We start from the raw sequence: 23,001 nt of genomic DNA, 5'->3' as shown, positions 1-23,001 counted from the left end.
CAATTAGCTGGTGCTTGGTGGATGAAAATTTTGTCACTCCTTTCTATGTGAAACCGGGGAATCGTGTTCCCTGTGAAAGTCAGGGAACGAGAAAAACACGAAAATTTAAATCTTACCCGCAGCAACACTTGGCAAACTTACTTTCAATCGCTTAAACATCGCTTCCCGCGCTTGGACAGCAAGATTATCGTCAAAAGGTTCTAACGTAATTTCCTGTTGATACTTTAGCCGTAGCGCTGTTTGAATTAACCAATCTGCAACGAAAGGATTTTTTGGTAACAAAGGGCCGTGGGAATAAGTAGCGATCGCATTCTGATAAAATGCTCCTTCTGTCCCATCTTCACCATTATTTCCCAAGCCGTACACCACTCGTCCTAAAGCTTCCACTTTTCCCAGTTTGGTGCGTCCGCCGTGATTTTCAAAGCCTACCAAATATGGTGTGCTACCTGTCATCTCTTTTAAATCTCGCGCTATACGTGAGGCTGTCACTTCAATTACTAAGTTGCCAATACAACGTTTAGTATTTTCACCAGGATGCACAGAAACTAAATCGAGTATTCCCAAACCATCAATTCGTTGTCCCAAGCCTGGTTCATAATAATGTCCCAATAATTGGGGTGAACCACAAGTAAATACTCCTGGTGTTCCATTTTCGATTTTGTCCCGCATTGCATCAGCTTTCGCACCTTGCAAATCACGCATGACAATCTCTTGCTGGCGGTCTTGTGCGCCACCACCAACTATGACATCTACAGTTTTAATATCTGTGGCTGTAGAATTTTGATCTAAGGGTAACACTTTAACATCGTATCCCCGCCATTGAGCGCGACGTTCTATAGTAATTACATTACCGCGATCGCCATAAGTACTCATCAGCGTCGGATAAAGCCAACCAATTGTTAATTCCAAATTTTGAGAACTCATAAATTTAGGGAATGGGATAATGACAAATGACCAATGACAAATGACAAATGACAAATGACAAATTTAAAGAATTTTTCGACCAGTCAAAACTTCTCGCACTTCTAACATGGCTGAGTAGGTAGGTAGAATATGCAAAGTTTCATTTTCTGGTGTATGTTCTAATGCAGTGGCGATCGCTTCTCGTAAATCTTCTTCCACAATCAAATTTAAGTTGCTCTCAGGGGACTTTTGGCTGTAACGTAGACGTAGTGCCATATCATAGACGCGATCGCCACTCACGATTAAAGTCCCGCCGCGTTCGACTAATTTCTCGGTATCTACGTCCCAAATCCAGGATACATCAGTGCCATCGGGCGTGCGGTCGTTCAATACTAGAAGTGTAGTTTTATCTGTGCTTTGAGTAACTACGCGAATGGTTTCATTCGTTCCTACAGGATTTTTGGATAACAATATTCGCACTCGTTTACCATTAATTACTAAATCTTCAGCCCGACCAAAAGCAGCTTGGAAATTGTTAATAGTATCTCTGATTGTTGCTTCATCAACTCCTAATTCAATAGCCGCAGTAGCAGCCGCCAAAGTATTGTATTTGTTGTACAAACCAACCAGAATTTGCGACCATTCACTACTTTCCAGAGTCGGTTTACTTTTACTAAAACCACACTTGGGACAAGTAAAATCTCCCAAATGAGACAAATAAACACCCTTGTAATCTAAAGAATATCCACATTTGGGACAATAAATAGAATCAACAGCGTGAGGAATAGCTTCTAGATAATGTTCTGGTTCATTCAAGCCAAAGAATAACACCCGTTGAGGTAGCTGCTGACCGAGGTTAGATAAAGTTGGGTCATCAGCATTGGGAATTACCACTGTTTCTGCTGGTAGTGTAGAAATAGCTTTTGTCCAACGCTTACTAATTGTGTCTACTTCGCCGTACCTATCAAGTTGGTCGCGGAACAAGTTTAAACAGAGAATGATTTGTGGCTGGAGTGGCGTTAATACTCTTGGTACAATATTTTCATCAACTTCTAAAATGGCGTAATCAGTATTTAGCGTCCCTAGTAAGTTGGTGCTTTCTAACAGCGCCGTCATCAAGCCATTTTCCAGATTTGCACCTGTAGAATTATGAGTGATGCGAAAACCGCTGCGTTCTAATATCGTGCATAAAAGCAGCGCTGTAGTAGTTTTGCCGTTAGTACCAGCAATTAAAATCACTCCGTTTTTAACTTGCTGACTCAATAATTGTAAAAGTCGGGGTTCAATGCGACGAGCAATCGAGCCTGGTAATACACTAGCAGCACCCAGACGCAGCGATCGCACTATAAACGTCACACTTTTTGCCACTGACACCGCGAAACCCAATCGCAGTCTATCTATGAATTGTATTTTGTTTCCCACATCTGTACCCTAGTCTTCTGGCGGTTGCTAATTAAAAGTGCAAATTTAATCTTGTGAGTTTAGCGAATCTTGACTGAAAAAGCCAGTCATCGCAATTTTGAATTTGAGATTTTGGACTTAGACTTCTCTTTGAGACGCTGTTCGCGTTCGCTCAGTCCTTCCCTGCGGGACGCTCGCTGTGCGTAGCTTGCTTCCCCGTTTGCGCTAGCGTCTTTGAAGGAGAAGGGGTACGACTTCGCTCAGGAACCATCGAACGATTTTGGATTGTTAAGCCTTACGGTTGGGCTACTTTACCTCTGTTTTGACTTGCGCGTAGCGATACAGCCACTTCCAAGAGATAATCTCAGTAAGCGTTATCTTAAAAAATAGTGGTGGGCGTAATTACATTTCCAGCCCAGTTTGCCGAATTCAGCACAAACTCACAACAAATGTAGCTTGCAAGGTTTCTTTTGATGAATAGCACAAAGTTTCTTTTTTTACATAAACAAATTAGTGGCTGGCAAAGGTGGTTGTCCAAATGCCTGTTGTTGCTTGCAAGTATTTTCATTATAAGTATGCAACCTGCATCTGCTGGTCTTAATAATGATTTATATGATGGCAACATCTTTGTCGTTTATGCTGGCAATGGTTCATTGGTTCCTCCCAGACAGACACTGGCACAAACTTTAGCGGAACATAAACCCGTATTTTTGGCTTTTTATCTGGATGATAGCAGCGATTCCAAAAGATATGCCATTTCCATTTCACGGGTACAGGAATTCTATGGTCGGGTAGCAGAGATTATGCCGATTAATGTAGATACTATCCCGCCTAAAGAAACCTACGGCCCAACAGAACCAGGATATTACTATGCTGGGAGTGTTCCTCAAGTAGTGGTGTTAAATAAGTCAGGTGAAGTAGTTTTGAATAAAAAGGGTCAAGTACCTTTTGAAGAAATAGACGATCAATTTCGTAAAATCTTTGATTTATTACCACGCACTGAAACAGCACAGCTAAAGCGGCGAGCATTCAATGAGTTTAGTAGTGAGTTAGCTAAATAACTTATGGGGTAGACCAAATTGGTCTGCCCTAATTTTTAGTAATATCTGTTACTACATTGCCGCCGATGTCAAAGCATAATATTGAAATATCTGGGTTAACACTTTAGGAAATTAATCTATAGTCTATAGTCCGTAGTCAATGCCCAATGCCCAATAATTAACTAGAGTGTATTCTGATGTCAAAGGTTTACACCACCCAGGAACTAATTCAAATTTTGGCAGCCGAACGCCAAGCTTGCCTTAAAGGAAAACGCCTAAAGTTAGAAATAACAGTCTCTGGCAATCCTGTAATTGACCAGTTTATCAGAACTGATGGACTGCAACAGTTCACTGCCTATCAAGATTTCAAAACTGCAATTCACGACTATCAGAGAGAAAATCGAGTTTCTGGTATTATCTGGCGGGAAATGACAGTTAAAGGAAAAAGCTTGCACTATCCCGAAATAGATACTGAGTTAATTGCCCTCACTAGTGACTTAGAGGTATTAAAAGCTGCTAAGAATTCCATCGTAAAATTTTGGTGTGAAGTTACTGTGGGGATGGATTTATACTTGAGCTTTAATAATAGTAAACAACACCAACAAATTGTCACATCTGATGTCGAAAGGATTGTTCAAAGAACAGAGTGGGCAAGTTTGTGCAAGTGGGAAAATTCTAGCTTTTTGGAAATGATTTTGCAGCTAGGATGGGGTAAACCAGAAGAAGCTTATTATAAACGAGGAAGGCCGCGATCGGGTAGTGAATATATTCATGCAGTCAATCCCGGAAATCGCCCTATTGGTTGACGTAACAATTTTGGATTTTGGGTAACTTCTCAAGGAACAATGAAAATACCTCTTTCCCAATCCCCAGTCCCCATTACCCCTTATCCCCAGAGGGGGCCCCACCATCCCCAGTCCCTATTTTCATAGGAGGTCTAATGTTAAGAAAATCTTGCATATAATGAGATTTTTTATCAACTACTTCCCTAAACTTCACGCAACAACGCCCTTTTCAACTATAACTTGATGACCTTGATGAATAATGTTGATTTTTTTGCAAAATACCTTCAGAAAAGCGTCTATGCCAATTTTTGTTTCCTGCCCTGCATCTACGCTGTTGGGAAATTTATAATCGTAGTCATCAAAAACAATGAAACCTCCGATCTTGACAAGTCCCCAACCTAAAACAGCATCCGTAAGGGCATCACTTGCTAAGTGAGAGCCATCAATATAAAGCATATCGTAATTTTTAAGAGGGAGCGATCGCATCACATCTTGCGAACTACCAACAATTTTCGTTACTTTCTCTGGTACTCCTGTCTGGGAAATATTGAAATCAAATTTTTCCTCAACGGATTTTATGTAACTATTGTTATATTCAAGTTTGTGCTCAATGCTTCCCTCAAAGGTATCTATACACGTGATTCTTGAGGATTCGTGAGTCAGGATGTGATCTAGTAGCCAGCACGCAGACATGCCTTCCCAACTACCAATTTCTAGAATATTAATTTTAGGCTTATTAGCTAAGTGCATTAGATACTGTTCCCAGATTGGGAGATTTTGACTAAACCAATCATTTGTGAACTTATACCCTTTTACTTTCTTCCAGGCTTCACTTCGTGCAATAGCGGCATACCTGTACATTTTACGCGCAGAGTCAAAGTTTGAGACTCCTTCGCATCTGATAGCTTCTGTTATTAGCACTTCAACTAGATCTAATGTCCAAGCATTAACTTTTTCTATGTCTGCTTTCTCTAGAATGGATAGCCAAGTAGCCATAGCCTCTGATTCTTGTTCCTGAAGCAGTCGTGCTAAACATAGATACGAATAATTAGACATTAATGTAGGATCGGTTTCAATGCTTTCCTTATAGAAAGCTATTGCTTCGCTATATTTATGTTGAGCTAGATATTTAGCTCCATTTGAAGAATATCTTTCTTCTAAATTATTACTCATATTTTCTAATATCATCTCCATTATATTTTATAAATGGTGGATACATTAATAAATCTTAGATGTATTTATTCTGTTCCAAAATATTCAATATAAATTTTGTTGCCTTTTCAGAGTGTTCTATTTCTCTAAATTTATTTTTCCATGCTTCTAATCGCTGCTTCAACAAAAAATCATTTTCTATTTCCTCAATTGAATCTATGATGAGATTGGCAGATGTATTTTTAATATTACCAACTATGCCTAATCTATGATATTCTATTCTTTCTGCATTTTCTGGTTGATCAGCACTCACAGGAAATACTATCATTGGTACTCCAAAAAATATACATTCTTTAATAGTACGTACTCCTCCATGTATGATTGCTAGAGATGCTTTTTCGAGAAGTGCTAATTGTGGTGCTCTATTAACAATTATCGTATTTTCAGGGACAGAGTGAAAGTCTTCAACATTAATATGATCGCTTACTGATACGATTAATTGGTATTCCTTTTTGAGAGATACAGCATCAATTACATTCTGAAAAAATTGTTTGACTTTGTTTATACCTAAAGTTTCAAAAGTTTCTCCTGTAGTTCCCAAAGAACAATAAATTAGAACTTGATCTTTATTCAGTTTTGACCAATCAAAAGATGGCTCTTCTCTTTGCAAATCTATAGAAGCTTCGGCATAGTAGCATCCTTCTCTAGAAGAGTCAGGAAAATCTAATTCCTCTGGGCATAAAAACAAGTGTGGTAATTTCAAAGGAAGATTTCTAGAAAAATCTAACAATTCTAAAGGAATTTTACTTTTAATAGTTGCAAGTTTTTTGATAATATCTTCATCTGAAGTTCTTCCAATCAACCAAGCCAAATTTGTTTGAAATGCTTTGATCCAGTTGTGAAATTGATATTTATAAAATATTTTCAGAGATTGATCATTTAAATTAATTTCTTCCTCTTGTAGAATTAAATTTTTTGGTGGTGGTAATTCTGTAAACATATCTGTTAAATAAATAGTTGATATCTGACATTCATAAGCTATGTATGCTATCACTGAAGCTTCAGAAGAGCAAGATGTACCTATCAATAGTAAATCCGTATTTGTTTTTTTGATTGCATTATGTATTTCTCTATTTTCCCCTTTGTATAAGGAATAAATTAAAGAACTTCTAAGTATCCTATATTTTTTTTTCTCTAATGATAACCTTAATCCGCTAAAGTTTAATATATTATAGTCTTCTTGTTTGTAATATCCTTTGGGGAACCATTTTTCTAAAATTGGTAAAAATGGAAAGCCATATTTAAAAACTTTTTCTTCTAAATCTAGCATTCCTAAATAAAATACTTTGTGTCCAAGTGATTTGAGCGTTTTTGCCAGCTTAATAGTGCTATTAAAATCGTTTTGTAAAAAACTAACAAAAAATACAATATTTGCCATGTTAAAAACTCCTGTAAATAAAACTGTTTTTATTATCCTGAAAGCTAATGATTCAAAGTTCTTATTACACTCAGCCACTGACTACTCTGCATCAGCATCATAATCTGGCAAGATGATTTCTACGTCACGCAACACACGAAAGGCATATCCACCTAAGCCAATCACTAACATGCATAGCGAAGAAATGACATACAGGAGTGCTATGCCTGCACCACCTCCCGTGCCAAATATCCAACCCAAGATGGGGGCAAGAGTACCATTAGGCTTCATTGCTGGTTCAAAAACACCATCAGCTAGTGGCCCAGCGATCAAGCTTGCTAAGGCCCTACTAATCGGCATCACCATAGAGCGAATTGCGAAAACACGTCCCTGTAACTCAGGTTTTATCTTACTTAGCCATATAGCGTCATGGGCACTGCCCATTATTGGGAAATTGAGAGATGAACATAATTGGGCAGGAAACCAAATTAACGGTACTCTCCCCAGACCAAACACTGTTTGGCTTAAACCAGCACCCGCCATACCTAGCAAGACTGCATGTATTCGGGGCTGGAAATTACTCCTAACACCCACGAGCAATGCCCCAATAATGCCGCCCAACCCTGATGTCGAAAATATAACACCTAATACTTTACTATCATTATCAGTGCGTGTCAGAATTAGGGGAGTAAGAAGTAATTCGCCAAATTCATAGGCAAAAACGAACAGCAATACTAATAATAGCATAGCAAGCAGTCCGGGGCGTACGGCAACATACCGCCAGCCAAAATAGACATCCTGCTTCAGGTTTATGCTACCATGCGTGCCCGCTTTTGTAATCGTAGGTTGCGGGATATGTACTAGCAGCAATGTGAGTAAAGCGATCGCAAAAGTAGTGATATCGATAATTAAGATGCCAACAAGACCAATGACTGCGTAGAGGGCACCTGCCAACGCTGGTGCAATGATAGTAGAACTAGAAGTTGCCAGGAAGCTGATGCTGCTAGCACGACTGTACTGATGCTTTGGCACCATCATTGATACTGACGCCGAGAATGCAAGTGTTTGAAATTGCTGAAAAGTCCCTTTGACTCCTACAGCCAAATATAAATGCCATAATTGCAAATTATGAGTTATGTAAAGCAGTAAGACAGTTATGGTCAACAGCCCGCTCACCGTGTCACCAACCATCATTAAATATTTACGGTTCCAGCGATCTACAATCACCCCAGCTATGGGAATAATAAAAATTTGTGGCACTTGTACAAATAAACCAAACAAGGCTAAAGACGTAGCCTGACCCGTCAGCTCCCACACCCAAATAGTGAAAGCAAATCCGGTCATGTTACTGCCAACGATGGAAACTATTTGACTGAGCCAGATGATAATGAGAGTACGCACTTGTATCAATTTTGGATTTTAGATTTGCGGTGATTAACTATCAGTTAATTTCAAAGCTTCTTTGATAGTTTTAAGACAGGATCTCTTCTACTAGTGCAGCAAGGTGGAAATAACTATCTAGTTCCAAAAGATTAAAAGGAGAGCGTTAGGGTGGAATCAAAAGGTCACTGAAATTGTGCCCTGTAGGGTAAATGGTGCTTGGGGGAAGACAAGAGAGTCGTTTGATTCGTAATATTTAACATTGAAGATATTCTTAAAGTTGAGCGCAGCTTGCCAATTATCCCGTTTGTAAGAGATTAAGGCATCGGTTGTGACATAAGACGGTAGAGTAAACGGATCATCGATGTTGGCAGTGCGATCGCCTTTAAAAAACAATCCTGCACCAAACTGTAATCCTTGCAAGTTCCCCTTTTGAAATTCATAACTTGTCCATAAACTCGCGCCATGATAGGGTGCATTTGTCAGATGGCGACCTTCGGGAAGTTCCTCATAACCTTTACTAACATAAGCATCATTGAGAAAACCAGAGGCAATCACTTTCCAACCCGGTAAAATTTCCCCGGCTACATCCAGTTCAATTCCTCGGCTTTTCACTTCTCCGATTGCGATTGAGAATTCATCGTCGTTAGGGTCTGTAGTGGGGATATTTGTTTTGGTAATGTTGTATGCTGCGAGGTTTGCTGAAAGTCGTTTCTCAAATAGTTCAGCTCTGATGCCGACTTCGTACTGTGTCCCGAGCGAAGGCTCTATTTGAATCCGGCCTGCTTTTAGAGTCCCTAAGTTGCCTACAAAAGAGCGATTGTAGCTGGCGTACAGCGAAATCGGTTCGATGGGTTGATAAACGATGCCTACACGCGGTGAAAAGGCATGAGAGTTAGCACTAGACTTTTGCGGTTCGTCAGGGTTGCTGAAATTTTCACTGCTTGTGTCAAGAAAGTCATATCTCCCGCCTAGAACCAACTTCAGATTGGGCAACAATGTCACCTGGTCTTGCAGGTAAATTCCTATGGTGTTACTTGAGCTATTAAACGGGCTATATGGAATTGGCGGAAGTAGAACGTTATAGTTTGGCTCAAAAATATTTATCGAAGGGAAATCAATATCATAACTGTTGTTGACATCTTGATAATTCCGTTGCCACTTCAGACCTAACAGCAGTTGATGGGCGATCGCACCCGTATTGAATTTACCAATCAAGTTGGTTTGCAGAGCATAATTTTGTGAATAATTCGGTCCACTACCAAACTGCCCTCTCGTCAATGTCCGACCATCCTCTAAAAGCTCCCCGCCGACTTGGGTAACTTTTTCACTACCTTGATCAAATTGTGCAGAAAATCTGCTTCTCAGCCGCCAATTTTCACCAAACTGCTGATTGAGTGTTAGCGCGAGACGATGGCTTTCATTATTGGAAAAATCATCGGGTTGATTTAACAGGCGATTTCTGGGCAACGTAAAATAGGGTGCTGGTGGTATAAATATAAAGCCCCGGTCGAACCCTTGTTTAGAATTCAGATATTCATAGGTGAAGTCTAGGGTTGTGGCATCACTAATCTTGTAGCTAAGAACCGGAGAGATATATAAAATATCGTTTTCAATGTAATCCCGATAGCTGCCAGAATTTTCATAGGAAACATTCAACCGATACAATAACTTTTTATCAGTTGTGAGTGGCCCAGACAAGTCGATTGTAGGATTGTAGTAATCGTAGCTGCCAGCCGTGAAACTAGCAGAATAATAGGGGGTGTCTAAAGGTTTTTTCGTCACATAATTGACCAGACCACCCGCTTCTCCTTCTCCATACAACACTGAAGCTGGGCCTTTGAGTACTTCTACCTGTTCAATGTTGGCACCATTAGCAGGAAGTAAACCAGTAAACCCATCTACTAAGGGTTCAGCGTAAAAACCGCGAATCCAGACGTCACCGAAAACATTGCCATAGCCTGCTCCGATCTGAGCACCAGATACATTGCGAACCGCATCCACAATCCGCGTGATTCCTTGATCCTTGATTACCTGCTGGGGAATCACCTGAATCGACTGAGGAATATCACGTAAAGGTGTATCAGTTAGAGTTGCAGTACTCGCGTCTGGCACAGTGTATCCATCTTGTTCACCCGTCACCACCAGTTCAATCGGTTCATCGCTCTCAGAGGCAGGTTGACTTGGTTGTGTCTGAGTTTCTGGCTGACTTGGTGGTTGCGTTTGAGGTTGTTGCTGCGGCTGTTGTGCAGAAGATGTAGAACTAGCCACAGAGAAGATAATACCCTCATCTGGACTGTCAAACAATTCGACAATTGGTACGCCTGTTTCCCCCGTCACACTCACCCGGATAGTCTGAGCGTCAAAGTTTGTTACCGTTATCTCACTAACACCTGCAATTGGTTTTTCTGAGCGAAACGTGAATGCATCACCCGATGGTAAACGCAGTTGGGCATTGGGAATATCAGTGATGAAGTTATTGCCCGAACTGCGATTCACTACTTGCAATTGTTGCCCTTTCGAGGTTTGTAAAATCACCTCTACACCTTTATCGGTGGGATTTGCTTTCACTGAGGTAACTTGTACAATTTCACTCTCCTGTTTCCCTCCTTGGTCAAGAGGGTTCTGTTGTTCTATCTGAGCTAACCATTCTTTGACTGTTCTTGCGGAACGGTTTAGTTCCTGTACACGAGGAATTTCAGTTACTTCCTTTGCCTGGGCTGGTTGTATAATCACAGCAATAAAAAAACAGGAAATAAACAGCGATGTCTTCTCTTTCAGAGACGCTACCGCGAACAACGGGCTACGCCTACGCAACAGTTTCATACTCCACACACCTAATAGTACTTCTTAAAACAAAGCCGATTATTTGAGAATTAGTTTATATAACTCCGTTTATGAGAATAATCATCTTTCTGCTTGGGTTTGCGATACCACCACATCACAAAGCCAGTAATAAATAGAATTAACGGAGCCAGACCAACGAAGATGTAGAGAATGCGGGTAGGTAAGCCACCGAAGGTGCCGTAGTGCAGTGGCTCGAAAGAATTGAGGATCTTGTCGCCTAATGATGCCTTTAACGAATTATCAACTCGTAAAACCTGACCACTATATTGATCCAGATAGACATTGCTCATACCGTATTCCTCCCGCTCTTGAGGCAGCTTCATCCGCAATCGCAAAGGCGCTTTCGGATCTGTCGTTAAGTCAATGCTCCGCAATGCTCCGTCGGGTAGGGCAAGTTGAGCGGTTTTTATTTGCTGGCTGAATGGTCGGAGAGATTGATTTGCTAACGGCACAGAAACAAGCTCAGGCAGCGATGGACTGAAGGTAATGGTACGAATCAGAGGGTCAACATAGCCCAAATTCCAGGCAAATCCAGTGAAAAATGTGAACAGTAAAAATATGGCGGTAGTAATACCAGATACCTTGTGTAGATCGAAGTTAAACCGCTTGGGGTGGGCATCCCACTTAATTTTGAAACCTGCCATCAGCTTGCGCCAACCAGGCCACAAGATGATTCCCGTAATCACAACGATGCACCCCACTAAACCCACGATGCCAACAATCTGTAAACCCAGATCGCCTAATTTCAATGAGGTGTGAAGTTCATAAATAATCTGGATAAAGCGCTGTACGGCGTTGGGATGCAGACTGTCGCCCAGAATTGCCCCCGTATAAGGGTTAAGGTAGACTCCTACCCAATCGTTGCCCGGAATTGAGATCACGACATTAAAGAAATCATCCGGTTGAGTTGGGAAATAAACCCTTTGCAATGCCATTTGAGGCTGGTTGGCATAGGCGGCTTTGACAAAATCTAGGATAACTTCCAACGATAAGCGATTGCCCTGGGGAATAATAGTGCCAAGCTGTTGATGCAATTGAAATTCATTGATTTCGCCCTGGAAAACGATCAGGCTGCCAGTTAAGCCAACTATGATTGCAATCAATGCGATCGCAAAACCCAAGATGCGATGCAGAATAAAGGTCAGATGACGGAGCTTTTTCGCGGACATGGTAGAGACTACTTGAGCAAAAACAACAGCATATTAAGCAGCAGAAATCAAAGTGAGCAAAACCACACGGTTACTGAATCTGATAATCGTAAACTTGCACGATTTTTTGGGAAGACGCTGTTTATTATGTTGGTGACTGCACTAATAACAATTGGTCGCTCTTGGCTGGATTCTCTATCTCACTTACTTGCCGAATTTGTCGGATTGGTTCAACAGTCTGTCCTTTGGTAATTAGGCCTGTTTGTTGAGTAAAGTCTTCCTTAGCATCGGTGGACACTGTACTCTTATAAACTTTAAATGATGATATTTCCTCACTTCTAGTAGGTTCTGTCACCAACACCACGATCGCACTTGTCACCAATAGACTGAGAACAAACTGTTTAGACTTCATTATTGTTTTCTGACTCCGTTACACCACTCAATATCTAGTTGACATATACTAGCATTTAAAGAGTATTGAAATCTATTTGCATTAAAAAAGCAAGCTTAATGAAATAGAAACAAATAATAATTTACACAATCGAAGGAAAATTTCAACAATATTACTGGTCTTGATTAGTACTAATTCATACAAAAAACTGGTTGGTGTCAAGTCATATTTTAATATCTTGTACCTAATCGTATAAACCAAGACTAGGCTAAAAGCAGCGCGATCAAGTTACATTACTTTTTTGGACTTTTCCTGATAGGTTAGGGGTTTTGAAGCTAGTACTGAGTAATTAAAATATGTAATAACCCAAAGTTGCGGGTTATGAATTACAGATTTGTCACAATGATGAGATCGGCCAAAGCAAAGCACTGGCTGTACGTAACTCAACCACCGTTAGATTCGCCTGAATATCATAACTAGCAACTTGGGTTAATAGCTGCTTTAGTGACTACAAAGTTATCTCTCCTATAGGAATCCGGTTTGATTTTTGAACATTAGGTATTTGTAGTGGACTGTTTCAGCTAAAATAGGGCAATAGATTTTTGAGAAATTCGAAATAAATCAATGTTTTCTGTTTTTTCCTAATGCACCAAATTAGCTGAAACAGTCCAGTAGGGTGCGTTAGCGTTTTGCGTAACGCACCATTCTTAAGAATTCGGTGCCGTACTTTCTGCGCTAACGCACCCTACGTATCTTTTCAAAAATCAAATAGTAGTCCTATAGTTATCTCCTGCTAACAGATAAACATTATTCGTACACAAAAATGTACCCTATAAGTACAACCATACTTTATGCCAGCTGGGGAACTATGCAGAGGAATATAATGGAAGACAGAATTTATACTAATTAAAGCAGTATTGGTGATTCCGAAAAAACACCATTTTTACTTTCTCAATGCTAAATTTAAATTTTTTCGAACGATGGCAAGGTTTTTAGTACCTCTTAATGTTTAACAATAATGCCAACCTGTACAATTTAGCAAGCAAGTATTTATAAATAATTATTATCAATAAGTTGAGGAGCTATCAATCTTCAGCACTTTAAACAATTTCTCACTTTTGATAGATGTTAAAGTAAGAATTCAAGTAGTAAAGATTAAAAAAATAGACATATAAGTATAAAATATCACAATTATGATCTAAGGTTATTATTCTCCACAGTTGTTAATTTAATCCAGCCCACTCGTCTGGGGAGTCCATCCATCAGTACATGCAGCCCAACAAGCATATCTTTACTTAGTTTGGTTTTTTCGCGCCGACTTACTTAACCCTCTTTCATCACTCTCTGGAGAGAGATGCGTCAAACCTTGTAGTCAATGTCATCTATCTAAATATATTATTTTTAATAAACTTAGATTATGGGTTTTCTTTTTTTGATATTAACTTACTATAAATGGCCTACTGCTAAAGCCACTAATTCTTGATAATCTAATCAAGGATAAATGAAAATAGTTGTAATAATCTAGATATTTATTTGATTTATCCAAATATAAATCACTATTTTTTTCTTGTCGTAGTGATAGCGAAAGCATCTGTGTGTCAGAGTTGTATCTGAACTGATAACAAATAAAAAGTCGATGCGATCGCATTGTAAATCAATACATTAACAATGCAGGAGATTAGTTTAGATAGCACAGCAATACAAATACTAAGCCGCAAGACCCCGTAAATAACACTTTTTCTCCTCAGATGAGCGCTTTATGTACCTTTAGGCTGGCGACGATTGGTATTTGTCGTAGATGATAACTTTAATTGGCAACAAACGCAATGCTAAAGTGTTTTTGCGTGGCGTTGCTGCCTAAGTACCAGAATTTTTTACAGGTAGAGAATTTTCGGTTAAAACGCTTGTTAAACCCATTCTATCAGCATCTTTCATCGGAACTAGTAAAATCTTATCTCGAGCCTCCCAAACAGCATAGTAGTTCAAATTTAATTCACGAGATCCTAACCATTTAAAAGTATTATGACGTGTGGACGGATAATCGTTTAATTTTATTGTTTCATACAATACAAGAAGCTCGAAAGCACTGTAAGCAAAAGTATCAGCTTCTGTTGGTTTAACTACGTTGGGCAACTTTTCAGATTTCAGAGCATTCTGGAGGCTTTTTGAAAGAGCAAACTTCTCATTAGAATGTGATTTGATATATTGATCTATTAAAAATGTTAAATCATTTCTCTTGCTATCACTAATACTCAAAGCCGAGTCGATCAAATTATAAGAATGTAGGGTGATTGTGGTAATGAGCAAAACAAGTGCTAAAAAACGTGCCAATCTAGAATGGTTCAACATCCGTTCAATTCCATTGCCGATTAAAAAAGCAATTAACGGAAGTAAAAATAGATAGTTTCGCACTATAAAAACTACAGTATTACTGGAAAAATAGTAAGTATAGAAAAGTATAATACCCGCTATAGTTATAGCCAAAACTTGTCTTTTAGTTCTAAATAGATGAGTCAAGCCAACTAATGAAGTTAGCATCAGCAGGAATGAAAGCAAAGGTATATGAGAAATTAAGGCAAAACTGATGTATTCCCATAACCGAGCTGCAAATACCAAAGCTCCATCGTGAATATCATATGTAGCAACACCAAAATCAATAGTGTGAGTGGAACTATAATGGTGCATCACATACCTTACATCTTTGATAAACTCTAATGGCTGCAAAATCGCGCCAGGAGTAATAATGATAAAAGTTATCAAAAACAAAATTAGTAAGGTAATTGCCGTCTTGACAGGAAAGTTTCTTATTTTTAGAGTTTGAGATTTTGTAAACCAGAGAAAGAAAATAGTAGCAGGTAGTAATGCACCAGCAGTGTATTTTGTGGCAGTTGCAAGACCAGCAGCTATAGCTGCGAAAGCGAGCCACCGAAGCCGATAAACAGAATTTTCAGATCTTGCTAGTGCCATCAACCAAAGCGCACAGAATTGAGCCATCACGGCATCAGGTGCTATCCATCTGGAATGATAGGCAAATTCCCATGAAAGTAACTGTATAACTGTAGCTATTATTGCAGCAATTTTACTAGTTTTTGAAAGAGACAAATATAACCATAAACCACTGCAACAAGATAATGCTAAAAATGCAGGGCGAACTATAAGCCTAAAACTTTCGATTGAAAGATATGTATGTGAATTTAAGAAGATATGTTGGAATGCGTCACCTAATACGTATGAAATTAAACTTAGTAAATAACAAAAGGACGGATAGTCATAAAAAGCCTTATCCTGAGATCTAGCAAACTCAAATTCTGGGTTATCAATACATGGAAGAAGAATTCTTGACTTTAGGGAACACTTGACAGTTTCATAATGATACTCATCGTCCCAGCCTTGTCCAAAATTTATTCCTATTATCCCAGTAACAAAAAATAGAGTCATCAATCCCAAAATTACCAATATAGGTAAATACCGTCGAATGCTTATAAGTCTTGATCTAAATCGAAAATAAGTTGAAGACATTTTCCAGCTCCATTCAAAAAAACGAGGTTTTTTTGAGATAAGACCTTTGAGTTTTTGGATTTTTCTCTAAATGCCGATTAGCTTAAAACTTACTTCTCCCGCTTTTTTCCTAATCACATTAGGCGTCATTTACGATAATAGACGTTTCTGAGCCACAATGAATAGAGAGCTTCCAAAAGGCTTGTATGAAAAAAATCTGTTTTCAAACGCTGTTAACTGATAACAAATCTTGTTAATAACGAAATGAGGTAATGAGGTATCAGAGGAGATCGTCTTTGTTCCATATCGCAGTCGAATACGTTGTGCAGTCCGAACGATATAAATAAGTGGAGAAAGGAGAAAAGGCCAAAACAGGGTTGTGTGTATTGAGAACAGATGAGAGGGGAAAAACGTAGGAATGTCATTTTGATTTACTCTCGCCGAGATACCCCAACTTACATCATGAATACCACGAAATGCCTGTCCTGAAGGAAGATTGCAGAGTACATATCCGTTTGGAGTTAGCGCGTTGTAAAACTGACGAGCAACATCTTCTCGCTCGGTTTGAGAGAGAAAGTAGAGCACATCATTACAGATAATACGGTCGATAGATTGAGGCGCAATTTGTTGTGACATCTCTTGTAGGCTACAAAACTCAAGCGAGATACCCTTCCTTCGTGCACAGTCGATAGCATAGGGAGATATATCAAATCCACGAAGCTGATAGTATCCATGTTGCTTCAGAAAGTTGAGCAGTCCTCCCGTTCCTGCACCTGCATCGAGAATCGTAAGTCCTTTATCGTTCGATAACTTCAAAAGTGCAGCGAGTACCAATTCATGGAGCGCTCGAAACCACCAAAGACTTTCCTCTATTTTGGCCATCTTTTGGTATTCGATCTCGTTTATATTCATAAGTGAATGGGAGTAGAACTTCTCTCAAAAGCGTTTAAAACAGATAATAGTAGCGGCTAGTTGTACGAAAGCGAAGAAGTTTTCAGTGTAGTAGTCGTATCTTTCATTAAAGATACATTAGATTCTCTTATCACTCTCATGACCTCTTCACTAGTCATATGAGGACTTATCGGTAGACTCAGAACATTTTTAGCCATTTGTTCTGTAATAGGAAAACTGCCTAAATGCTGTTCTTCTATGTACGCATCACATAAGTGAGGTGGAACAGGATAATGAATTAAAGTGCCAATTCCCGAATCTTTCAGCTGCTTCTGGAAATCAGAACGCTTTGAATGACGTACTACAAACAAGTGCCATACTGGCTCTGCCCAGGCAGGAACAAAAGGTAGAGTTAAATCTGTTACGCTGGAAAGTTTTTCAAGATACTGGTTAGCGACCCAAGCACGGCGAGCATTCCACTCATCAAGCCTAGTTAGCTTCACCCTTAAGAAGGCAGCTTGTAATTCATCAAGCCTGCTGTTAAAACCTTTAATTTCATTTAAATATTTCACACGAGAGCCATAGTTTCGCAGCAGATTAATTTTATCTGCTAATTCACCATCATTTGTTGTTACTGCTCCACCATCTCCTAATGCTCCCAGATTCTTAGTTGGATAAAAACTAAAGCCTGCTGCATCTCCTAAACTACCAACTTTTCTACCTTTGTAAAGTGCGCCATGAGCTTGTGCAGCATCTTCAATTACCTTAAGTTCATATCGTGTAGCAATCTCGTTAATCGAATCCATATCAGCAGGTTGACCGTAAAGATGAACTGCTAGGATGGCTTTGGTTTTAGAAGTAATTGCTGTTTCAATATTCTTTGGTTCAATATTGTAAGTTTTTTCATTAGGTTCTACAGGAACTGGTGTAGCTCCTGCATGAGAAATTGCTAGCCAAGTCGCAATGTAAGTATTGGCTGGAACAATTACCTCATCACCTAAGCCAATATCCATTGCTTTTAATATGAGATATAGTGCATCCAAACCGTTTCCCACACCAATACAGTGCTGCACATTACAATAAGAGGCGAATTCTGCTTCAAAAGCTTCTAACTCTTGCCCAAGAATGTACCAGCCGGACTCTAAAAATTTTCTATAGGCTTCATCTAATTCTTGTCTTATTTCTAAACAAGATGCCTTTAAATCAAGAAACGATATTTTCATCCTCTGCCTTTTATAGCTTTTATAAAATCTTTGTAGTTGCGATAATAATCAGATTCATCATAGAAATCTGATGCCAAAACCATACAAACCGCTCCCGGCGAAAAATTATCAATTTTGCACCAGATCATCGAGTCTAAATAAAGACCAGAGTGTGAACAGCTCATGTGATATTTTTTCTCTTGATAACCGTCATTGATTTTTACATCGAAGCTACCTGATATTGCCACTAAAAATTCCTGTAACTTGCGATGAGCATGTCCGGCTCTTTCTGCACCAATAGGCACATCATAAACATAAAAAACCCTTTTGATTTCAAAAGGAATATGTTTATTCGCTTCAACAAAAGTCAAATTGCCACGAGGATCAGTAATTTTCGGCAAATCAATCAATCGATATTGCTGAATGCTAGTCTGATTTTCTTTCAAATCGCCTGTAACTTTCATTGTCTCGTTACCTCCCTGAACGGTTACTTAAATATAACCTTGATGCACTGCTGTCCTTACTATCCGAATATTGTCTAATGATATATAGTGGTCTTCTTTTTGTTTCATCAAAAGTTTTACCTAAATAAAGACCAATGATTCCTAAAAAAGCAATAATAATTCCGCAGAGAAAATACAAAGAAACAATCAGGCTAGTCCAGCCTGTAACGGTTGTTCCATAAAGTAAGGCATTAATAAAAGTATAAGTGCCATATAGAAAAGCTAGGAAAGATATTAAGAAACCCAGCTTGATTGATAATCGCAGAGGTTTATCAGAATAAGCAACTAAAGTTTCGCTTCCCAGTTTCCACAATTTCTTAAAGGTGTATGTACTTTTTCCGGTGAAACGACTACCATGTTGAACGTCAATACTAGCAGTGGGAAAACCAATCCACTGTACCAAAAGACTAAAAAATCTTAGTTGTTCACGCAAGACACGAAAACTGTCTACTACTTTCCTAGAAACAATACGAAAGTTGTTAACTTGTCCATCATAATTAGTATCTGCTAGATAGTTGAAAACTTTATAAAATAGCCAGGAAGTAAGGCGCTTCAAAATAGGGTCTTTTCGCTTACCTCTCCTAGCCAATACTATATCGTAGCCTTCTTGTGCTTTAGCATATAAACGAGGAATTTCTTCAGGACGATCCTGCAAGTCACAGTCCATAATTACAACCCACTCCGCATTACAGTGATCTAAGCCAGCTGTAATACCATATTGCTCACCAAAGTTGCGACTAAATTGAATTCCTTTAATTCGCGGATCTTTATTAGCTAATTCTAGTATGATTTCCCAGGAGCGATCGCCTCCACAATCCTCAACTAAAATTATCTCAAAGTCTTGAGAAATCATTTCAAGAGATGATTTTAACCTTTGATACAGCTCATGTAGAGAATCTTCAGCTTTATAGACAGGTATGACAACAGAAATATAAGTCAATGTTAAGCCCTCCGTATTTTTTCCTTTTGCAAACAGTATTTTTATAATTTACATTTGTTCTTTGTCTTCTTTACCTTTTGAAAAAACAAATATTTTATTTAATATATATGATAATAATGCGAGAGGAAGTAAAATTAAAGCTTCTGCTATAAAAATATTAATTTTGTGATTTAAAAATTGTTTTAATAAAAATATTTGTAATAAGTAAATAATAGCATAAACTCCTATAAATTTAAAAATTAAAGTGTTTTTTTTATTTTTAAAAACGATGAGACCAGTAGTTTTAAAGTTAAATAATACTCCACACATAGTTGATATTAAAGCTGCACTTTCATAGCGGATATTTAGTAAAATTAATATAGTGAATATCAAGTAGCCAAAAAGTGTATTTATTGCCCCTACTATCAGGAACTTTACAAACGTTTTTGAAGGATAATGCATAAGCTTAATTCAAGAAAAACTCATCCTGTTGCTAGATATCTGGCGAGCTGACTGTTATTTCTTTGAAAGCCAACTCTAATTGTGCCACTTTAAGGTGCGTTGCTCGTGCATTCTACTTCAAGACAACGTTTTCTGGAACACTAATATACAATGACTCATCCCATTTATCATCATTCAACCATGGCACTTCACCATAAACCCAAGGCTTAATAAAAACAACTTTGTACCCAGGTATGTGAAGATCTTTAATTGAAAGTATGACTGCCTTTTTTGCATTAATTATTTTCTGAATTTTGTTAGCTTCATTAAGGTATGCCTGTTCAACTCCGGCAAAATACAATGATGATAATGATGATATTTGAACTCTTTGTAAATTATTAATTACCATAGCAACAGAATCGTCTGTATAATTTACTATATAAGGTACATGATTATTTTCTGATATTTTTTGATAGACTTCTTGATAAAAATCATAGTATTTTTTACTCAAAATTTTTCCTTTTAAAATACCAATTTCAGTTGTCATAACTCCTTTTCCTGTTAGAACATCTAATTTCCATGGAAAATAAACAGAACTGGTTTCTGAAAAAATAATACTATTTCCCCAAATAAAACAGATAGAGATTAATGGTAATATAATGATAATTTTAATTTCTCGTTTAAGCCGTTGAGACATTCTAAAAACAGTATGAATAATAACTCCAATACCAAGAGATGAACTATTGACTAATCTAAAAACTTCATAGTAATGAATTGCATTTAAGTATCCAAAAATCGTAACTAAGCAAAATACTATTAGAATACTTTCGTCTTTAGTTAAAATTTTATTCAATAGTAATTGATACAAAATATAAAATAGTGTCACAAGATTCCATACAAAAATAATTGTAAAGAAAAATAGTCTGGAATCAGGATTAAAAGTTTCTCCCTGAAGTGTAAAAATATTTTTTAATAGTCTTGGTAAAAAATTTAAAATTGTAATGTTTCTAGCCGAGTCTAACAACATAATTTTATTTTGAATTAAGAAGTCGTTTAAGGTATTGTGATTAATTAAAAAGAATAAAAATAACAAAAGCGGAACTAAAAATCCCAAACTAAAAAATACAATTTTTGAAAAAGTATCTCTTTCAGTTTTTTTGAAAACAATGTTATAAACAAAAAATAATAAAAACGGAGGTATTATTGCTATAATTGATGAGTTTCTAGACAATAAAGATAATCCTAGAAATAATCCGGCTAAAAAAAAATATTTTTTTTGATTAGTGCTAAAAATTATTAATAAGGATAATAACAAAAATGTATATGAGTAGTAATTTGGCCATGGATAGATAATATATGCATGCAAAAGAAAAATCAAAAGAATTGATAAATAAGCTAAATATTTAGGTAGAATTTTCAAAAATAATTTATATGAAAAGAAAATACTTGTAGCATAAAAAACACCAGTCATTATCCCTATAGATATCATTCTTTCTCCAAAAAAAGTTAGAGAAAGATTCTGAATCAAACTTGTTATAATTCCATAACCATTGAATGTTTCTTTATAGGGAATTAAGCCTCTTTTTATATCTAGGGCTTGTACATACATAAATCCCCAATGAAAGCTATCAATATTAACGCTTGATTCAATACAGCTAAATCCGAAACTTAAGCAGCATATTAGTAAAACTGCAAAATCAAAAATTTTACCATTTCTGAAATCTATAAATTCAAATTTTTGTCTATATTTGTTAGAAGTGATTTCAGCATGAGTCATAATTTACATCTTCCTTAAATTTTCACTTTTACGTTGAATGCGAATTAAATAGACTGGATTTGGAAAGCGAGTATATCAATACCAAAATGATTATAGTTCTCAGTGTTGATGGCAACCTCCGAGTTGTCGCGTTGGTAAAACAGAGCCGCATCGAATCTGGTATAGGCAGGTATCTTGTAGTCGCGCGGAATAAATTTACCACCCAGGCGATCGCTGACAAAATATGCACCTAACCCAAAGCCTAAAATTTACTACTTGCAATTGTTGTCCTTTATCAGTCTGTAAAATTACCCCCACAACTTTAGAAGTGGGGTTTGCCTTCACCCCCCCTAACTTGCACGATTTCTTGAAAAGGCGCTGTTTGTTGTGCTGGCGACTGCACTAATAACAATTGGTTGCTCTTGGCTCGATTCTCTATCTGACTTACTTGCCGAATTTGTCGGATTGCTTCACACAGTCTGCTCTTTGGGAATCAGGCGTGTTTGCTGAGTAAAGCCTTTGTTAGCGTCAGTGGACACTGTAGTCTTATGAACTAGAAGTGAGGAAATATCATCACTTCTAGTAGGTTCTGTCACCAACACCACGATCGCACCTGTCAGCAATAGACCGAGAACAAACTGTTTAGACCTCATTATTGTTTTCTGACTCCGTTACAGTTACACCACTCAATATCTAGTTGACAGATACTAGCATTTAAAGAGTATTGAAATCTATTTGCATTAAAAAAGCAAGCTTAATGAAATAAAAACAAATAATAATTTACACAATCAAAGGGAAATTTCAACAATACTACTGCTCTTAATTAGTACTAATTCATACAAAAAACTTTATAGTGTAAAGTCGATATTCTGATATTTTGTACCTAATCGTATAAACCAAGACTAGTCCAGAAGTAGCGCGATCGAGTTAGATTACTTTTTTGGGCTTTTCTTGATAAATTAGGGGTTTTGAGGCTAGTACTGAGTAATTAAAATATGTAGTACTTGGGGCAAAATGCCAGTATTAATAAAGCCCTCATCGTACACATTCATTTGTATTTACGGTAATACACAAAGAATTTTCTCGAATAGTGGCAGCTAATTTATTAACTCTTATTGATAAGTATTCTTTATTATGAGCAAGTTGCTAAAGGCAGTAAAATTGCTATATAGTGCTAGTGCTAATTAAAAAGAACTCTCAATATACCTGAGCCAAAATTGACGTGACTGACCGAAAAGGAGGGCACTTGAAGCTGGGTCAGTTAGGGAGGAGGGGGAGAAAACTCTCCGTAGGCGATCGCAGAGCAACTAAATTTATGGAAAAAGGA

General features: G+C 37.8%; 19 protein-coding genes. 3 read left to right on the top strand and 16 right to left on the bottom strand.

The annotated features are described in order from the left end of the window. Positions 1–105: 105 nt before the first annotated feature. Both RMY63_RS02530 and RMY63_RS02525 read right to left on the bottom strand, forming a co-directional pair. A complete protein-coding gene (locus tag RMY63_RS02530; RefSeq protein ID WP_322727184.1) occupies positions 106–924 on the bottom strand; it encodes a type 1 glutamine amidotransferase in 819 nt (272 codons plus the stop codon). 63 nt (positions 925–987) lie between these two features. Further along, entirely contained in the window at positions 988–2,325 is a 1,338-nt protein-coding gene (locus tag RMY63_RS02525; RefSeq protein ID WP_322727183.1) for a Mur ligase family protein, read from the bottom strand. 452 nt (positions 2,326–2,777) lie between these two features. Here RMY63_RS02525 and RMY63_RS02520 point away from each other — a divergent pair, with 452 nt between their 5' ends. Together RMY63_RS02520 and RMY63_RS02515 are read left to right on the top strand one after the other, a co-directional pair. Further along, positions 2,778–3,365, top strand: a complete 588-nt coding sequence (locus RMY63_RS02520) for a thylakoid membrane photosystem I accumulation factor (protein WP_322727182.1) — start codon at positions 2,778–2,780, stop codon at positions 3,363–3,365. A gap of 176 nt (positions 3,366–3,541) precedes the next feature. Then, positions 3,542–4,150, top strand: a complete 609-nt coding sequence (locus RMY63_RS02515; RefSeq protein ID WP_322727181.1) for a hypothetical protein — start codon at positions 3,542–3,544, stop codon at positions 4,148–4,150. Positions 4,151–4,339: 189 nt separating this feature from the next. Here the strand turns inward: RMY63_RS02515 and RMY63_RS02510 are convergent, their stop codons facing one another. From RMY63_RS02510 to RMY63_RS02450, 13 genes are all read right to left on the bottom strand, one after another. Beyond that, complete coding sequence (locus RMY63_RS02510; RefSeq protein ID WP_322727180.1) at positions 4,340–5,317, bottom strand: class I SAM-dependent methyltransferase; 978 nt, start codon at positions 5,315–5,317, stop codon at positions 4,340–4,342. Positions 5,318–5,357: 40 nt separating this feature from the next. Next, positions 5,358–6,719, bottom strand: a complete 1,362-nt coding sequence (locus tag RMY63_RS02505) for a nucleotide disphospho-sugar-binding domain-containing protein (protein WP_322727179.1) — start codon at positions 6,717–6,719, stop codon at positions 5,358–5,360. An 81-nt stretch (positions 6,720–6,800) separates the two neighbouring features. Further along, positions 6,801–8,099 (bottom strand): MFS transporter, encoded by a 1,299-nt coding sequence (locus RMY63_RS02500; RefSeq protein ID WP_322727178.1) that lies wholly within the window; start codon positions 8,097–8,099, stop codon positions 6,801–6,803. Between the two features lie 156 nt (positions 8,100–8,255). Beyond that, positions 8,256–10,904 carry a TonB-dependent siderophore receptor gene (locus tag RMY63_RS02495; protein WP_322727177.1) on the bottom strand — a complete coding sequence of 883 codons (2,649 nt, stop codon included), beginning with the start codon at positions 10,902–10,904 and terminating at the stop codon, positions 8,256–8,258. 50 nt (positions 10,905–10,954) lie between these two features. After that, positions 10,955–12,094 (bottom strand): PepSY-associated TM helix domain-containing protein, encoded by a 1,140-nt coding sequence (locus RMY63_RS02490; protein ID WP_322727176.1) that lies wholly within the window; start codon positions 12,092–12,094, stop codon positions 10,955–10,957. A 124-nt stretch (positions 12,095–12,218) separates the two neighbouring features. After that, complete coding sequence (locus RMY63_RS02485) at positions 12,219–12,485, bottom strand: hypothetical protein (RefSeq protein ID WP_322727175.1); 267 nt, start codon at positions 12,483–12,485, stop codon at positions 12,219–12,221. 1,836 nt (positions 12,486–14,321) lie between these two features. Next, entirely contained in the window at positions 14,322–15,983 is a 1,662-nt protein-coding gene (locus RMY63_RS02480; RefSeq protein WP_322727174.1) for a glycosyltransferase family 39 protein, read from the bottom strand. A gap of 129 nt (positions 15,984–16,112) precedes the next feature. After that, positions 16,113–16,874, bottom strand: coding sequence for a class I SAM-dependent methyltransferase (locus RMY63_RS02475; RefSeq protein WP_322727173.1), 762 nt, complete (start codon positions 16,872–16,874; stop codon positions 16,113–16,115). A 56-nt stretch (positions 16,875–16,930) separates the two neighbouring features. Continuing rightward, positions 16,931–18,076 (bottom strand): DegT/DnrJ/EryC1/StrS family aminotransferase, encoded by a 1,146-nt coding sequence (locus RMY63_RS02470; protein ID WP_322727172.1) that lies wholly within the window; start codon positions 18,074–18,076, stop codon positions 16,931–16,933. After that, complete coding sequence (locus tag RMY63_RS02465; protein WP_322727171.1) at positions 18,073–18,519, bottom strand: FdtA/QdtA family cupin domain-containing protein; 447 nt, start codon at positions 18,517–18,519, stop codon at positions 18,073–18,075. The genes RMY63_RS02470 and RMY63_RS02465 overlap by 4 nt, the downstream gene beginning before the upstream one ends. A gap of 7 nt (positions 18,520–18,526) precedes the next feature. Continuing rightward, positions 18,527–19,498, bottom strand: a complete 972-nt coding sequence (locus RMY63_RS02460; RefSeq protein ID WP_322727170.1) for a glycosyltransferase family 2 protein — start codon at positions 19,496–19,498, stop codon at positions 18,527–18,529. A gap of 48 nt (positions 19,499–19,546) precedes the next feature. Further along, positions 19,547–19,939: a GtrA family protein gene (locus tag RMY63_RS02455; RefSeq protein WP_322727169.1), complete on the bottom strand. Its 393-nt coding sequence runs from the start codon at positions 19,937–19,939 to the stop codon at positions 19,547–19,549. Positions 19,940–20,051: 112 nt separating this feature from the next. After that, a complete protein-coding gene (locus RMY63_RS02450) occupies positions 20,052–21,695 on the bottom strand; it encodes a glycosyltransferase family 39 protein (protein WP_322727168.1) in 1,644 nt (547 codons plus the stop codon). An 86-nt stretch (positions 21,696–21,781) separates the two neighbouring features. On the opposite strand from RMY63_RS02450, the gene RMY63_RS02445 reads away from it, so the two are divergent. After that, a complete protein-coding gene (locus tag RMY63_RS02445; protein WP_322727167.1) occupies positions 21,782–21,928 on the top strand; it encodes a hypothetical protein in 147 nt (48 codons plus the stop codon). Positions 21,929–22,144: 216 nt separating this feature from the next. Here the strand turns inward: RMY63_RS02445 and RMY63_RS02440 are convergent, their stop codons facing one another. Beyond that, complete coding sequence (locus tag RMY63_RS02440; RefSeq protein WP_322727166.1) at positions 22,145–22,327, bottom strand: hypothetical protein; 183 nt, start codon at positions 22,325–22,327, stop codon at positions 22,145–22,147. Positions 22,328–23,001: the final 674 nt, after the last annotated feature.

Source organism: Nostoc sp. ChiQUE01b, from assembly GCF_034531255.1.
In the GTDB taxonomy this organism is placed as follows: Bacteria; Cyanobacteriota; Cyanobacteriia; order Cyanobacteriales; family Nostocaceae; genus Nostoc.
Note: the sequence above shows the minus strand (reverse complement) of the source record. Positions and strands in the feature narration are given on the sequence as shown.

Bases quoted from the DNA above. Each gene is read 5' to 3' on its own strand.
- RMY63_RS02530 (WP_322727184.1), bottom strand. From the start codon at position 924: ATGAGTTCTCAAAATTTGGAATTAACAATTGGTTGGCTTTATCCGACG.
- RMY63_RS02520 (WP_322727182.1), top strand. From the start codon at position 2,778: ATGAATAGCACAAAGTTTCTTTTTTTACATAAACAAATTAGTGGCTGG.
- RMY63_RS02515 (WP_322727181.1), top strand. From the start codon at position 3,542: ATGTCAAAGGTTTACACCACCCAGGAACTAATTCAAATTTTGGCAGCC.
- RMY63_RS02510 (WP_322727180.1), bottom strand. From the start codon at position 5,317: ATGATATTAGAAAATATGAGTAATAATTTAGAAGAAAGATATTCTTCA.
- RMY63_RS02505 (WP_322727179.1), bottom strand. From the start codon at position 6,719: ATGGCAAATATTGTATTTTTTGTTAGTTTTTTACAAAACGATTTTAAT.
- RMY63_RS02495 (WP_322727177.1), bottom strand. From the start codon at position 10,904: ATGAAACTGTTGCGTAGGCGTAGCCCGTTGTTCGCGGTAGCGTCTCTG.
- RMY63_RS02490 (WP_322727176.1), bottom strand. From the start codon at position 12,094: ATGTCCGCGAAAAAGCTCCGTCATCTGACCTTTATTCTGCATCGCATC.
- RMY63_RS02485 (WP_322727175.1), bottom strand. From the start codon at position 12,485: ATGAAGTCTAAACAGTTTGTTCTCAGTCTATTGGTGACAAGTGCGATC.
- RMY63_RS02480 (WP_322727174.1), bottom strand. From the start codon at position 15,983: ATGTCTTCAACTTATTTTCGATTTAGATCAAGACTTATAAGCATTCGA.
- RMY63_RS02475 (WP_322727173.1), bottom strand. From the start codon at position 16,874: ATGAATATAAACGAGATCGAATACCAAAAGATGGCCAAAATAGAGGAA.
- RMY63_RS02470 (WP_322727172.1), bottom strand. From the start codon at position 18,076: ATGAAAATATCGTTTCTTGATTTAAAGGCATCTTGTTTAGAAATAAGA.
- RMY63_RS02465 (WP_322727171.1), bottom strand. From the start codon at position 18,519: ATGAAAGTTACAGGCGATTTGAAAGAAAATCAGACTAGCATTCAGCAA.
- RMY63_RS02455 (WP_322727169.1), bottom strand. From the start codon at position 19,939: ATGCATTATCCTTCAAAAACGTTTGTAAAGTTCCTGATAGTAGGGGCA.
- RMY63_RS02450 (WP_322727168.1), bottom strand. From the start codon at position 21,695: ATGACTCATGCTGAAATCACTTCTAACAAATATAGACAAAAATTTGAA.
- RMY63_RS02445 (WP_322727167.1), top strand. From the start codon at position 21,782: ATGATTATAGTTCTCAGTGTTGATGGCAACCTCCGAGTTGTCGCGTTG.
- RMY63_RS02440 (WP_322727166.1), bottom strand. From the start codon at position 22,327: ATGAGGTCTAAACAGTTTGTTCTCGGTCTATTGCTGACAGGTGCGATC.